Annotated in this window: 10 protein-coding genes and 1 pseudogene; all 11 read left to right on the plus strand. The window is 46.2% G+C overall.

What is annotated here, in order from left to right; translation table 11 throughout:
* Positions 1–780: cytochrome c oxidase subunit II (locus O71_RS17160; RefSeq protein ID WP_007659381.1), on the plus strand; the 780-nt coding region annotated here is incomplete at its 5' end.
* An 18-nt stretch (positions 781–798) separates the two neighbouring features.
* Complete coding sequence (locus tag O71_RS17165; RefSeq protein WP_007659384.1) at positions 799–2625, plus strand: cbb3-type cytochrome c oxidase subunit I; 1827 nt, start codon at positions 799–801, stop codon at positions 2623–2625.
* Between the two features lie 5 nt (positions 2626–2630).
* On the plus strand, positions 2631–3707 hold the full coding sequence (locus O71_RS17170) for a heme A synthase (RefSeq protein ID WP_007659385.1): 1077 nt from the start codon (positions 2631–2633) through the stop codon (positions 3705–3707).
* Positions 3707–4603, plus strand: a complete 897-nt coding sequence (gene cyoE, locus O71_RS17175; RefSeq protein WP_007659386.1) for a heme o synthase — start codon at positions 3707–3709, stop codon at positions 4601–4603. The genes O71_RS17170 and cyoE overlap by 1 nt, the downstream gene beginning before the upstream one ends.
* Before the next feature lie 3 nt (positions 4604–4606).
* The gene (locus O71_RS17180) at positions 4607–5197 is read left to right on the plus strand and encodes a cytochrome c oxidase subunit 3 (RefSeq protein ID WP_007659387.1); all 591 of its coding nucleotides are present in this window, start codon (positions 4607–4609) and stop codon (positions 5195–5197) included.
* A gap of 24 nt (positions 5198–5221) precedes the next feature.
* Positions 5222–5967, plus strand: a pseudogene (locus O71_RS17185) (cytochrome c oxidase subunit 3).
* Between the two features lie 75 nt (positions 5968–6042).
* Entirely contained in the window at positions 6043–6390 is a 348-nt protein-coding gene (locus tag O71_RS17190) for a cytochrome C oxidase subunit IV family protein (protein ID WP_007659388.1), read from the plus strand.
* A gap of 11 nt (positions 6391–6401) precedes the next feature.
* Positions 6402–7070 (plus strand): SCO family protein, encoded by a 669-nt coding sequence (locus tag O71_RS17195; protein ID WP_007659389.1) that lies wholly within the window; start codon positions 6402–6404, stop codon positions 7068–7070.
* On the plus strand, positions 7048–7602 hold the full coding sequence (locus tag O71_RS17200; RefSeq protein WP_007659390.1) for a DUF420 domain-containing protein: 555 nt from the start codon (positions 7048–7050) through the stop codon (positions 7600–7602). Before O71_RS17195 ends, O71_RS17200 begins: the two co-directional genes overlap by 23 nt.
* A gap of 736 nt (positions 7603–8338) precedes the next feature.
* Entirely contained in the window at positions 8339–11890 is a 3552-nt protein-coding gene (locus O71_RS17210) for an ATP-binding protein (protein ID WP_007659395.1), read from the plus strand.
* The gene (locus O71_RS17215; RefSeq protein WP_051017803.1) at positions 11887–15117 is read left to right on the plus strand and encodes a hypothetical protein; all 3231 of its coding nucleotides are present in this window, start codon (positions 11887–11889) and stop codon (positions 15115–15117) included. The genes O71_RS17210 and O71_RS17215 overlap by 4 nt, the downstream gene beginning before the upstream one ends.
* The last annotated feature ends 3 nt before the right edge of the window (positions 15118–15120 follow it).

The raw sequence follows: 15120 nt of genomic DNA on the forward strand, positions 1-15120 counted from the left end.
ATGATCGTAATCGGTATCGTGTTTGTGATCACGCAAATCCTACTTTTCTGGTATTCTTATAAATACCAGCATAAAGATGATAAGCGTGCTTACTACTACCCACACAATAACAAGTTAGAGATTGTTTGGACAATGATTCCTGCTGTTGTGATGGCGCTGTTAGTATTTGCCGGTTGGAAAACATGGGCAAACATCACGAGTGCTGCCCCGGCTGATGCTGTTGTAGTAGAGGTAATGGGTAAACAGTTTAGCTGGCTTGTTCGCTACCCGGGTGCAGATGGTAAACTGGGTGAAGCTAGTGTTAACTTCATCGATGCTACAAATGAAATGGGTGTAAACTTCAGCGATCCTAATGCAATGGATGACTTTATGCCACGTGAGATTCACGTGCCTAAAGGCAAGCCAGTGCTGTTGAAGATTCGCTCAAGAGATGTAATCCACAGTGTATTCCTGCCGCATTTCCGTGTTAAAATGGATGCTGTTCCAGGTATGCCAACCAAGTTTTGGTTTGTGCCTAGCAAAACAACAGCTGAAATGCGCACTGAGACTGGTAACCCTGAATTCAACTATGAAGTGGCTTGTACTGAGATATGTGGACGTGGCCACTTTGCGATGCGCTTTATCCTGGTTGTTGACGAACCTGAGGAGTACGAGGAGTGGTTAGCTTCACAAACACCATTTATCGAGCAAAATCCACAGCTTCTAACAAAGTTCACCCACGATTCGAAAGATCAGGTGGTGCTTGAGAAGAGTGCTGAAGAAGTAAAAACAGAGTTGTAGCATTAAATAAAATCAACAATGTCGAGTACAGATATCTCTCTAAATAAGGATGTGCATCACGCTCACGACGAGCATGATCATCATCATGACCAAAACTTCTTTGAGAAGTACATCTTCAGCCAGGACCACAAAGTAATTGCAAAGCAGTTTCTTTTTGCAGGTATCTTCTGGGGCTTTGTAGGTGGCTTCCTGTCTATTATTTTCCGTCTACAACTTGGCTGGCCTGAAGCAACATTCACTTTCCTGGAGCCTATCCTGGGAAACTGGATCGTAAATGGTAAGCTAGACCCGGAATTCTATCTGGCGCTGGTAACAATGCACGGTACCATCATGGTATTCTTCGTACTAACGGCTGGTCTGAGTGGTACATTCAGTAACTTCCTGATCCCGTTGCAGATTGGTGCCCGTGACATGGCATCTGGATTCATGAACATGCTGTCCTTCTGGATTTTCTTTCTGGCAAGTGTGATCATGTTTACTTCCCTTTTCATTGAGACAGGTCCTGCTGGGGGTGGTTGGACAGTTTACCCTCCTTTGAGCGCACTTCCACAGGCGATATCAGGCTCAGCAATGGGTATGACCCTTTGGTTGGTAAGTATGGCTTTGTTCATTGTATCTCAGTTGCTAGGTGGTGTAAACTATATCACAACTGTGATTAACCTGAGAACAAAGGGTATGTCAATGACCAAACTTCCATTAACAATCTGGTCATTCTTCTTGACGGCTATCCTGGGTCTTCTTTCATTCCCGGTTCTGTTCTCTGCAGCACTACTATTGATCTTTGACCGTAGCTTCGGTACAAGCTTCTACCTTTCTGATATCTATATCGCAGGAGAGGCTCTTGCACATACCGGTGGTAGCGCGATTCTGTTCCAGCACTTGTTCTGGTTCCTTGGACACCCTGAGGTATACATCGTAATTCTACCAACTTTCGGCATCGTTTCAGAAGTAATTGCAACAAACTCTCGCAAGCCTATCTTCGGTTACCGAGCGATGATCGGTTCCATGCTGGGTATCTCTCTGCTTTCATTCGTAGTATGGGCACACCACATGTTCGTGACAGGTATGAACCCATTCCTGGGGTCAGTCTTCATGTTCCTGACACTTATTATTGCGGTACCATCTGCGGTGAAAGTGTTTAACTGGATTGCCACCCTGTGGAGAGGTAATATTCGTTTCACAACAGCTATGATGTTTGCGATCGCCTTCGTTTCGCTTTTCATCTCTGGTGGTTTGACAGGTATTATCCTGGGTAACTCAGCTCTGGACATTCAGCTGCACGATACTTACTTTGTAATTGCGCACTTCCACCTTGTAATGGGTGCTGCAGCCTTCTTTGGTATGTTCTGTGGTATCTACCACTGGTTCCCTAAGATGTTTGGCCGTATGATGGACGAGAAGCTTGGCTTCATCCACTTCTGGTTGACATTCCTGTCTGCTTACCTGGTGTTCATGCCTATGCACTACATCGGTATAGCTGGCTTCCCAAGAAGATATTATTCATGGACTGGTTTTGATGCTTTCAATACCTTCACTGACCTAAACAGCTTTATCAGTATAGCTGCTATTTTAGGCTTTACTGCGCAGTTGATCTTCTTATTCAACTTTATCTATAGCATCTTCAAAGGCCGTCGTGCTACAGCTAACCCATGGCACTCTAATACCCTTGAGTGGACAACACCGGTTAACCCAGGACACGGTAACTGGCCAGGCGAGATACCAACTGTTTACAGATGGCCTTACGATTATAGTAAACCAGGTGCTGCAGAGGACTACATCCCTCAAAACGTACCATTCTCTCAGACGCAGTCTTCAAACCTGCCGTACGAGAGAGATTTAGAATAGCTTAAATGATAGATAAATCTTTTCCATACAAAAGGTTTAGAAATATTGGAGTACTTACAGTATTAGCTGTATACTTTCTAATATTGGTTGGAGGAATCGTGCGGAGCACGGGCTCAGGAATGGGATGTCCGGACTGGCCCAAGTGTTTTGGCAGTTGGATTCCTCCAACTGATGTTAGCCAATTACCAGATGATTATCTGGAAGTCTACAAGGAACAACGTGTAGAGAAGAACAAGAGACTAGCAGGGGTTCTTGATAACATAGGTTTTGACAAAGCGGCAGGAGAACTGAGAGATCATCCACTTCAACACATTGAAACAGATTTCAATGTGACAAAAACTTGGATAGAATACATCAATCGTTTGGTAGGGGCTGTGATTGGGATATTAATTTTCCTGACAGTACTGTATGCTATACCTTACCTTAAAACGGATAAGACTGTATTCTTCCTCTCATTCTTAAGTTTTGTACTAGTTGGTGTCCAGGGGTGGTTAGGTTCGATAGTCGTATCTACCAACTTGCTACCAGTAACTATTACAATCCATATGGCGCTAGCGCTTGTGCTTGTAGCCTTACTGCAGTATGCGGTAATTCGTTCGCAATCTGCTTTTATCGTACCTCGATTTGATGCTTCAAAACAAATGTTCTTTGTTATCGGACTGGTAGCTGCTGCTACTTTTGTTCAGATACTAATTGGAACGCAAGTGCGTGAAGAAGTGGATATTGTTGCCTCCGAAATGAATGGTAGTAACAGAGATCTTTGGGTAGACCAACTTGGGTCAAGTTTTTATATTCACCGATCTTTTTCTATCCTGTTACTGGTACTTCATCTCTATATGGCTTATTTAATCTATAAGCTAAGAGATCGCCAGTTGAGTATGATGACGAACTGGATGCTAGTGTTGCTGGTTGCTGAAATAGCTTTTGGGGTAATTATGGCTTATTTTGCCATACCCGCTTTCCTGCAACCGTTGCACTTGACAATAGCTACCTTACTATTCGGCGTTCAGTTTTTGATATTAATTTTTTATTACTACGCCTCAAAAAAGGCGGTTGAAAAACCGGTAGTGGTTCTTAGCTAATGATTACAGATAGATCAGAATCGGTACTGTCTCTAGCCAATATGGCACAAAAGGCATCAGCATATTTTAAGCTCCTGAAGTTTAGATTAAGTTTTACAGTAGCTTTCTCAAGTGCTATAGGCTATATACTAGGACATCCGGGTGGAAGTTGGTTACAGATAGCATTAGTCATGCTGGGTGGGTTGATGGTCACTGGCGCTGCCAACATTGTGAACCAGATACTGGAAAAAGACCTGGACAAGTTAATGAAGCGCACTGCTAACAGGCCGCTTCCAACCAACATACTGAGTGTAACTGAAGCAGCTATCTTTGGCGCGCTGATAGGAGTTGGCGGTTTGTTTGTTTTGGCTAGCTTTTTTAACACATTGACAGCAGCTATAGCCTTGTTGTCACTCGTTCTTTATGGTTTTATATATACGCCGCTTAAGCGTATCAGCCCTATCAACGTTTTTGTTGGTGCTATACCTGGGGCTTTACCGCCATTGATCGGCTGGGTAGCCGCAACAGGTGTAGTGAGTGTAGAGGCCTGGATTCTTTTCGGCATACAGTTTATATGGCAGTTTCCACATTTCTGGGCAATTGCCTGGGTACTGGATGAAGATTATAAGAAAGCAGGTTTTAAAATGCTTCCAATGGAAGGGGGGAAGAACCTGAAAACTGCTTTTCAGATCATGATCTATACCCTTGTGCTGATTCCACTGAGCTTACTACCTCTGCAGTTTGGGATGACCGGTTCCACGTCAGCGCTGATCGCTGTTATTTGTGGGGTATTGTTTCTGGCTCAGACGTTTCATCTTATGCGCACTTGTACAAACAAGGCGGCGATGAACATTATGTTTGGGTCCTTTTTGTATTTGCCTATTGTGCAGATAGCTTTCGTTTTAGATAAATTATAGGATATGGATATGGTTGCCAAATCATTGGGAGAGGAGAACAACACAGGAGGAGTACATCCATTAAAATTTACGCTGTGGTTGCTTATTATTAGTATAATTATGATGTTTGCAGCCTTTACGAGCGCTTATCTGGTGCGTCGTGCAGAAGGCAACTGGCTCGAATATGACCTGCCAAACATCATGCTGATTAACACGGTAATTATTGCTTTAAGCAGTATTACGATGCAGCTTGCCCATAATGCCGCAGCTCAGGATAATATAGCAAAACTGCGCCTGATGCTGTATCTGACTTTCGGATTAGGAGTCGCTTTTCTGATCGGACAGTGGAATGGATGGGCTGAATTGGTTAATAACAATGTGTTCTTTGGGGGAGAGTCTAGTAACCCTTCCGGTTCATTTATGTATGTATTAACAGGTGTGCATGGTTTTCACCTGATCACTGGTCTCATTTATGTGGCAGTGGTAATTATATCAAGTCTACGTTACAAAGTTCACTCGAAGAGCATGCTGCGTATTCAGCTATGCACCATTTATTGGCACTTCCTGGGTGGCCTTTGGCTATACTTGTATCTATTTTTGAGATTAAATCACTAAACACGTTTTTTTCAATACTAAACTATGTCTACATCAACTACGCTGGAAGCACCTAAAACAGGTACATGGGATGGTGGTAATGAACCACTAAAAGCGAGCTATGGGAAACTCATGATGTGGTTTTTCCTACTTTCTGACGCCTTTACTTTTGGTGCACTCCTGATTGTTTATGGCCTGTCTCGTCACAGTCATCTTCCTTATACTGGAAGTCCGGATGACTTTACATTCTCAACTGAATGGTGGCCAATTCCGGAGAAAGTTTTTAACGCTTTCCCTGGATTCCATGGAGTAGATCTTCCATTGGCGTTTGTGGCCTGATGACCATGATTCTTATTTTGAGCTCTGTTACCATGGTATTGGCAGTAGAAGCTGGGCATCGTATGGATAAGAATGATGTACAGAAATGGTTAATGTGGACTATTCTGTTCGGTAGCATTTTCCTTGGTTGCCAGGCTTGGGAGTGGGCTCACTTCATCTCTGGTACTGACGAGGGTATGCTGTTGGCTGATGGTACACGCATCTTTGGTGCCAACCTGACCATGAACCAATATGGTCCGCCTTTGTTCGCCGACCTGTTCTTCTTCATCACTGGTTTCCACGGTACACACGTATTCTCTGGTGTTGTACTGTTGATCATGGTGTTCATCAACACTGTGAATGGTGTGTACCACAAACGTGGCCACTACGAAATGGTAGAGAAAGTTGGTCTTTACTGGCACTTTGTTGACTTGGTTTGGGTGTTCGTATTTACCTTCTTCTACCTGATCTAATTTATAAATCATAAACTATCACAGCTGCAGTTCCCGCCTGGTGCGGGGCTGCCTCTCTAAAACATAAAGTATACTATGGCAGCTCATTCGGATCACTCCAACGATCTTCACCAGACAGGTGAGATACCTAAAGCGCAGACAAAAGTTATTTGGAAAACATTCTTTATCCTGGTAGCCCTAACTGCAGTAGAGTTCCTTTTCGCCTTTACAATGGACGCAGGCACACTTCGTAATGCGATCTTTATAATTTTGACCATCTTTAAGGCGTTCTACATTGTAGCGGAGTTCATGCACTTAAAGCATGAGTCCAAAGCCTTGATCTGGTCTATCCTTATACCGATGGCACTTGTTATCTGGCTAATGGTAGCTTTGATTTCAGAAGGTAGCTATTACTTCGATTCAATTAGAAATTACTTCAATTAAGTACACATATTATGAGTAACTCAAAGGCACTAATATTAGGTATCCTACTATTAGTGCCTCTTCTTATTTTTATATTTATCGGAAGCTTTGGTGAACACCACTACACGCTCCCTAAATATTTTCCTCAGGTTACTGCTACAGGTGAGGTACAGCGTGATGCCAAAGGGGATACACTCTTCAATCAAGTGCCTGCTTTCCAACTCACTTCACAGCAAGGCCAGGCAATCTCTCAAAAAGACCTGGATGGTCATATCTACGTAGCTGACTTCTTTTTCGCGACATGTCCCGACATTTGCAAGGCGATGTCTTCGCAAATGGTGCGTGTGCAGGAAGCTTTTCAGGATGAGGAACAAGTAAAACTGGTGTCCTTTACTGTTAATCCTGAATATGACACACCAGAGGTTTTGCGCGAATACGGTGAACGGTACGGTGCTGACCCTGGTAAGTGGTATTTTTTAACAGGAGACCGTGACAAAATCTATACCTTAGCTCAGAAAGGTTTCTATTTGCCTGTTATGAAGGTAGAAGGCCAGCAGGATTTTATTCACAGCGAGAAGTTTATGCTGGTGGATAAAGACAGGTATGTGCGGGGGATATATGATGGCACTGATAAGGAGGATGTGGATCGCCTGATAATAGAAATTAAAGTTCTTTTAGATGAATACAGCAAATCAAAATAGTCCAGCTGCTGGTAATGACAAGAAGTTTTTAATACTGATTGCCATTCTATCGATTGCTATACCTGTAGTGGTGGCTATGCTTTTCTTTATGCCGAAGGAAGGCTCAAGTAGTGTTGATGTGTCTTTTCTGCCAACGCTGCATGCGATATTGAATTCTTTAACAGCCTTTGCTCTGGTTATAGGCTACTACAACATTCGTAAAGGGAATATCAGAGTGCACCGTAATGCCATGGCAACCGCGTTTGGCTTGTCAGCAATATTCCTGGTATCATACGTTACTTACCATTTCCTGGGGGAGCGTACGATATATGGTGGAGACGGCTTTCTAAAGTTATTTTACTACTTTATCCTGCTGACACATATTGTTCTGGCCGTGGTGATTGTACCGTTGGTACTGCTTTCCATGTATTTTGCATTGTCAGAGCAGTTTATTCGCCATCGTCGTATATCAAAATGGACATTTCCAATCTGGCTTTATGTAGCCATAACGGGTGTACTCGTTTATATTTTGATTTCTCCGTACTATAGTTAGAACCAGGAACATTTAACACTTGTTTTATGATCATGAAGCGCCAATTATCTAAGATATTTATCCTCGGCCTGATGATGCTTACGCTAAGTCTGGTATCTACGGAGGCCTATAGCCAATGTGCCATGTGCCGTGCGACAGTAGAATCAAATGTTGGTACCGGTAGTACTGATTCAGACTCTCAGGTAGGAGCAGGGTTGAATACTGGAATTCTATACCTGATGCTAATACCCTATGTACTGGTAGGTACAGTAGGATTTCTCTGGTACAAAAGCAGTCAAAAAAAGAAAGCCGCTAGAACCGCATAAGCACTGAATATCAAATTAGCATACTTTGCTAATCTTTCTTCGCGGCTGCGGCTATTTTCAATTCATATCATAAACCACATGCAGGCAGCAGGTCTTGCATGTGGTTTTATTTTATCATCAAATTTTTTGGTGTGAAATTTGATCCGGTTTTGGTCTGGATTACACACTTCTTCCGGAATTAAACTTGCTTTGAGGCTGTTAGTTACATTTTAGCTGCCTAAAGGTCATGCTCTTATAACACGAAATGCTTAAATTCGTGGGTAATTCATGCTGCTTTGAACCGTAATTTTGCGCCAATACTCTTATTTGCTCTTGCTGTGCTGTGCTTTATGGCGACAGCTTTTTTGCATTATAAGGTACCGGCTTCCTGGCTCCAAGCCGATAGAGAGCAGGCTCAGCAACGTATAACACAGCGGGTTCAGGCCCTTTTAATGGATGCTCACCAAGAGTCTGTGCAGCTTGGTGAACAGCTGCAAACAGGCCGAATAAGCTTCTCAAAACTTCTATCCAAGACACACTACCCTACTTTTGTCTACAAGAATGGTCGTTTGCTGTTCTGGTCTGACCATACTGTTATACCAGACCTTGACATGCCCCCAACAGTTCGCCATACATCCACTATTCGTAATAGTTATGGCACCTTTGTGGTTATGCCCCACCGGGTTGATGATTATGACATCTTCACTTACATTCCGCTTCAGATAGACTATGGTATAACAAATGATTACTTGTCGTCGGGCTTGCAGAAAAGTATTTTTGGGAAAGCAGACGTTCGGCTTGTGCTTGATAACCCGGGGCAGTTGCCACAGGTAAAGACCAGTGAAGGTGAATTCCTGTTTGCACTCGATCATGGGTCTGATCGGATCGATTCTGGATTTGATGACCTTCAACTTATTCTGCTCACCTTAGGGGCTGTTCTTTTTGTTTGGTTCAGCATTTCGTTAAGTAAAATCTTCCTGGAACGTCAGCGCTATACCCAAGGTATAGTGCTTTTACTAATCCTGCTGGTTGGATTCAGGCTAGCGCTCCTGTTGCTCAATCTGCCTTTTCTGATAGTAGAAACCGAACTATTTGATCCGCGCCTTTATGCTGCGTCATTTTGGTCCCCTTCGGTAGGTGATCTGGCACTGAATGTACTACTACTTGTTACGGTCGCCTGGACTGCTTATTACTTGTTTCACAAAAATGAAGTATTAAACACCGTTAAAGCGTATTCGGCTGACAAGAGCAAAGTAATACTTGGAGCTTCTATGGCGGGGTTTTTTGTGTTGCTAGCTATTTTATTCCGCTTTTACTATGGCATATACCACAACTCTCCGCTAGCACTCGACATTAACCAATCTCTAGCGCTGGAACGGTATAAATTGGTAATGTACAGCCTGATGTTCCTGCACACGGTGGCACTGAGCCTGTTTGGCTATATGTTGGCTTCTGTAGCCAATGTGCTGTTGCGCAAGTCAAATGGTTGGTGGTCCTATAAGATTCTGCTGGGAGTTACCGCTATACTTACCTTGCTGGCTCTGGTATTGGATATGCGCTGGCTGCCCGTGCTCCTGATAGGCTTCGTTTTCTGGATTGTGATTCTGTTGGCGGCACAGCACCGGCAGGCAATCAGTTTACCATACCGCACCTACCTGTTTTTCTTTCTCATCATCGCAGTAAGTAGTTTGACAGGTGCAGCATCGCTTTACACACACTTCCAGAGCGAGTTGCTAGCCTACAAGCAGAAGTTCGCTTTTGACCTGATGCAGGGCAATGATGTGCTGGCTGAGTATCTGCTGGAAGAAGACGTAGCGGTGCGGGTATCTGAAGACGCTCTCATACAATCCAAGATGAAGGGGCCTTATGTTGATGCCTACTTCATTAAGCGCAAGATATCCCGCCAGTTTCTTCCGGACTATTTCGATAAGTATGAAGCGAATATCCTATTATTTGATAGTCAGGGGCGCACACTCGAAAGTGCTGATACCACAGCTGCTACATTGGAGGAGCTAAGGCAAAAATATGCTGTACCACAGAACAGAACCGAGTATGATAATCTATACCTGGTTAATGATCCTGCCCGTCCGCATACCCGCTTTTACCTAAAGTTGATTGAAGTGCCCCTGGGTACACAGCTGTACGGAACGATTGTGCTGCAATTGAGCCTCAAAGAGCTTCTTCCAAATAGCCTGGTGCCTGAGCTGTTAGCAGGGCAACAGCACCAGCAGCCTTTCAGAGCCGATATCCTGAGTTATGGAATTTATGAAAAGGGCAGGCTGACATACAGCGAAGGTGAATTTGATTATGCCACCAACTTCGATAGGAGCGAATTGGAACGAAGTGAGCTGTACCGGCAGGGAGCAACTGAGGAGGGCTTTCACCACTTAGGTGTTAAAACCGATTACGGCCCGACCGTGATTATCACGACAAGTAAGTATGGAGCCCGTGAAGTACTCTCCAATTTTTCTTTTCTGTTCCTGTACTTTACCGGCTGCCTCATTGTGTTGGCGGTGCTTTACATACTCCTGAACCGGGAGCGACTGCGTGATTTTCAGCCTAACTTCAGTACCAAGATTCAGCTTTTCCTGAACTTCGGTATCCTGCTGCCCCTCATGCTGGTGAGTATCGTAACGGCTAGCCTGGTGACAGGCTCTTACAAGAAAGACCTGCTTTCGTCTTACGAGAAAAAAGGCGAGGCTATACAGGACCATCTTAGCAGACCGACTACGCTGGAAGTGCTGCCCGACCGCAATCGCTTGCTGCGCCGTGTAGCCTCTATTGCAGCTTTGTCAGAGGCTGATGTGAGTCTTTATGATCGTAACGGACGCCTGTTGGTAACAAGTCAGCCGCTAATTTTTGAGTCAGGGCTGCTATCCAAACTAGTCAACCCACATGCTTTTGCGGCTATATCGGAGCGACAGGCTTTGCGTGTTCTCCTCGATGAGCAGGCTGGTAACCTAAGCTTCAATGCGCTATACCTGCCGCTCCGTCCTGACAATGATCCGGAGAAGTTGATTGGCTTTATAGGTATTCCTTTCTTTGACTCAGAGCGACAGCTGGACCTGAAGCTGATCGAGCTGATTACGACAACGATGAACATTTTCACTGTCATGTTCATCGTGTTTATCATCCTGACCTTCTTTGCTTCCAGAGCCCTGACGGTGCCGCTTCGTATGCTGGCCGAGAAGTTGAAACATACCTCCCTGACCGGCAAAAACGAAATGCTGGCCTATGAAGGGGCTGATGAGATCGGGATGCTGGTGAATGAGTACAACCGCATGCTGCTGACACTGGAGCAGAACAAAGTAGAACTGGCGATGCGCGAGAAAGAAGCGGCCTGGCGGGAAATGGCCCGGCAAGTGGCGCACGAGATCAAAAATCCGCTCACACCGATGAAGCTTTCGCTGCAGTACCTCCAGAAGGCCATTGCAGAGAAGAACCCGAACACGGAGCAGATGATCAATAAGATCTCGCATACCCTGATCACGCAGATCAACATTCTCAGCGATATCGCCACTTCGTTTTCTAACTTCACTTCCATGCCCGAGCCGAAAGCTGAGTTGATGGACCTGGGGGCTGCCCTGCACAAAGCCGCCGACCTGCACACGAATCCGGCATCTGTGAGAACAAAGCTGCGTACGCCTGAAGAGCCGGTGATGGTGATGGCCGACGAGGCACTGATGGTACGTACATTCAACAATTTGCTGCTGAACGCTATACAAGCAGTGCCAGCCGACCGGAAGCCTGTGATCAAAATAGACCTGAAGGTGGATGGGAATAACATGGCGCTGGTGTCTATAGCTGATAACGGCAGCGGTATACCTGCCGAGATTCGGCACAAAGTATTTATACCTAACTTCAGTACTAAGTACACGGGCTCAGGTATAGGCCTGGCTGTTGCCAAAAAAGGAATTGAAAACGCAGGTGGTCGCATTTGGTTTGTGACAGAAGAGGGAGAGGGGACGACGTTTTACATTTCTTTACCGCTGGCCACCGCATGATTCGAAGCTTGATCACCGGCATCCTGCTGTTGCTGTTGAACCTGCCTGCGCTGGCCCAGGCTCCTGTGAACAACCGGCACTGCAAGTGGCTATACCTCACCGATTATCCCCAACAACTCGATACCCTGACAATTGATGTTAGCTCCATTACGTTCGTAGGCCCCCGAAAAGACCAGTTCAAATTTGACTATAACTACTATACCCACGAGTTTAAACTGACCGAGTTTCCGGCGCCTGTTTACCAGATCATGGATACGCTTGGAACGGTGGTGCCTATACCTGACTCGGTGTTGGTATGCTATAGAACCTTGCCACTGAGTCTAGCCAAGCCTGCTTATCGCCGCGACATCATGAAGCTGGACCGGAGTCCGTCGCCACGGGAATTCTACAAAGAGGACTTTGCCCAACGGGAAGAAATCTTCAAGACGCCCGGCCTGAACAAAACAGGCAGTATTTCACGAGGGATCTCTTTTGGTAACACACAGAACGTATTTGTCAATTCTGCGCTGAACCTGCAACTTGATGGTAAGCTGACTGATGACATCAGCATCACAGCCGCTATTACGGATCAGAATATTCCGTTTCAGCCGGAGGGGAATACGCAGCAGTTGAATGAGTTTGACCGAGTGTATATCACGCTCAAGCATAAGCAATGGCAGCTGTCAGCAGGGGATGTGGTGCTCCGTAGTAAGCCGTCTTACTTCATGCAGTTTTACAAAAACGTGCAGGGCGGTGCATTCGAGACTACTTTTGGCAAATCACCGGATAAACTGGGTACTACCACTGTAGCCGCCTCTGTGTCGAAAGGCAAGTTTGCTTCACAGGCTGTGGAGGCATTGGAAGGCGTGCAGGGGCCCTACAGGTTGCGCGGTCCCAATAACGAGCGTTTCATCATTGTACTGGCTAACTCGGAGCGTGTATTTCTGGACGGCCGCCTGCTGACCCGTGGTTTCGACTTCGATTATGTGATCGACTACAACCAGGCTGAGATTACCTTCACAACACGCCACGTCATTACCAAAAACTCCCGTATACGGGTAGACTTTGAGTATTCTGACCTCAATTATAGCCGCAGCATCTACCACGCCAGTCACTACCAGCAACTGGGCAAAGTGCAGGTATACGCCAACTACTACAACGAATCCGATAACCCAAACAACCTGCTGCACCTCGATCTGCAGGATGACGAGAAACGCCTGCTCGCAGGTATAGGCGATAGCCTGAATATGGCCGTTACTTCAGGTGCGACACAGGTGCCTTTTGATCCGGCACAGGTGCTCTACGCTCAGCGAGATACATTGATAGACGGTATACCTGAGCAAGTATATGTGTTCTCCAGCAATCCGGATTCGGCAATATACAATGTGCGGTTTTCGGAAGTGGGGGCGAACCGAGGCAATTACGTGGCAGCTAACAATGCAGTGAATGGCAGGGTATACCGATGGGTAGCACCGGTCAATGGTGTGCCGCAGGGCAACTATGCACCTGTGCGTATTCTACCCACGCCTCGTAAGAAACAGCTGATCACACTGGGTGGTAACTACGAACTGGAGAAAGGCGTGAACTTCTTCCTGGAAGGTGCCGCTTCGCAGAATGACCTCAACCGCTTCTCCCGTCTCGATGCCATGGATGATAATGGGGCGGCCATGCGGGTGGGTTATGCGATACAGGATCGACAGCTTTCTTTCCTGGGCAAATACCGTCTCAACAGTACGCTCAACTACGAGTACACCGATGTGAATTTTGAACCCATCGACCGCTACCGCCCCATTGAATTCGACCGCGACTGGAGTCTGGACAATCCGAATCAGAAAGCCGAAGACCATATCTTTAACTTCTCAGTAGGAGCAGTGCAGGACCCGCAGAACTTGGTGAACTACCGCATCAGCCGTCGCTACCGTCACCAGCAGGTAGACGGTACGCAGCACCAACTGGACCTGAACCGTGAGTTTGGCAAGCTGGAGCTGCGTAATAGTTTCTTTATGCTGCACAGCGACCAAGCCACCCGGGAATCAGAGTGGTATAGGGGCGATGTAGGGGCCAGGTATAGGCTCGGTAAAGTTGAGCCTGGCTATATGTACCGCTTCGATAAGAACAAACTTACCGCTATCGGCAGCGACTCTGTAACGGGCTCCGCCATGTACTTTGATGAGCATGTGCTTTTTGTGGAGAGTCCTGATACCGCCAAAACCCGCTTCCGGGTAGATTATAGCTACCGCACCGACCTCCGCCCAACGGCAATAGGGGAGATGGGAGCGCCTGAAGTAGGGCAGACCTACAATGCCATGCTCCAACGCAGGTATGGTCGCGACAGTGATATTGCCCTGCAGGCTACTTACCGTAACCTGAAGCTTGAACAAGGGCAGGATGAGGAAACCGTTCAGTCGCGCATAGACTGGAACACCTCTTTTCTGGATGGCAGCTTCCGTTCTGAAATGAGTTACTCGGTGGGTACAGGCCGTGAACTGAAGCGTATCTTCGTGTTCCGGGAAACCATGCCGGGGCAGGGCACACACTACCTTCGTGAAGGCGGCAACCCCAACGACCTCAACGATTACCTGGAAGCACAGACAGTGGACCAGCGCCGTTTCATCAAAGTCTTCCTGCCGACGGATGAGTATATAAACGCCTATACCAACCGTTTCACTTATCGCCTGAACAGCAACGTACCACGCAGTTGGCGCAGCGCCGAAGGCTTCAAAGGGTTTATGGCTAAGTTCTCAGCCCTCAGCTTTGTAAGCATCGACAAGAAGACGACAGATGATGAGGTGATGAACCGTTTTAATCCGTTCAGCGAAGATTTCGAAGATGAGTTCCTGATCTCATTGGTGAAGTCGCTTCGCAATACGCTCTATTTCAATCGGAGCAACCCAAAGTACGGCTTGGAATACACGGTGCAGCAGAATCAGCAGAAATCGCTGCTGGCAAACGGTACCGAAACCCGTAGTGTGGGTAATCACCAATTGATTGCCCGTCTGAACCTGAATGAAGTGCTGAGCTCCAAGATCAGCCTGGCTCAGAACGTGCGTGACAACCGCTCTAACTTTCTTAACTCGAAAAACTTCAGTATCGTGTCGCAGGAGCTTACGCCGGAGCTGGCTTACCAACCTAACGCGAAGCTACGCTTCACAGGCACTATCAACTGGCTCTACGTGAAGATAAGCTCTCACCAGCCGATGCAGAGCAGCAGGCCACTTTCCATGAACTGGGCTTGGAAACAAAGTTGAGTC

It is taken from the genome of Pontibacter sp. BAB1700 (assembly GCF_000277005.1).
GTDB lineage: Bacteria > Bacteroidota > Bacteroidia > Cytophagales > Hymenobacteraceae > Pontibacter > Pontibacter lucknowensis.

What these genes read in the sequence shown, in the direction of transcription:
- O71_RS17170 (WP_007659385.1), top strand. Translation starts at nt 2,631, where the DNA reads ATGATAGATAAATCTTTTCCATACAAAAGGTTTAGAAATATTGGAGTA.
- O71_RS17215 (WP_051017803.1), top strand. Translation starts at nt 11,887, where the DNA reads ATGATTCGAAGCTTGATCACCGGCATCCTGCTGTTGCTGTTGAACCTG.
- O71_RS17190 (WP_007659388.1), top strand. Translation starts at nt 6,043, where the DNA reads ATGGCAGCTCATTCGGATCACTCCAACGATCTTCACCAGACAGGTGAG.
- O71_RS17180 (WP_007659387.1), top strand. Translation starts at nt 4,607, where the DNA reads ATGGATATGGTTGCCAAATCATTGGGAGAGGAGAACAACACAGGAGGA.
- O71_RS17200 (WP_007659390.1), top strand. Translation starts at nt 7,048, where the DNA reads ATGAATACAGCAAATCAAAATAGTCCAGCTGCTGGTAATGACAAGAAG.
- O71_RS17195 (WP_007659389.1), top strand. Translation starts at nt 6,402, where the DNA reads ATGAGTAACTCAAAGGCACTAATATTAGGTATCCTACTATTAGTGCCT.
- cyoE (WP_007659386.1), top strand. Translation starts at nt 3,707, where the DNA reads ATGATTACAGATAGATCAGAATCGGTACTGTCTCTAGCCAATATGGCA.
- O71_RS17210 (WP_007659395.1), top strand. Translation starts at nt 8,339, where the DNA reads ATGGATGCTCACCAAGAGTCTGTGCAGCTTGGTGAACAGCTGCAAACA.
- O71_RS17165 (WP_007659384.1), top strand. Translation starts at nt 799, where the DNA reads ATGTCGAGTACAGATATCTCTCTAAATAAGGATGTGCATCACGCTCAC.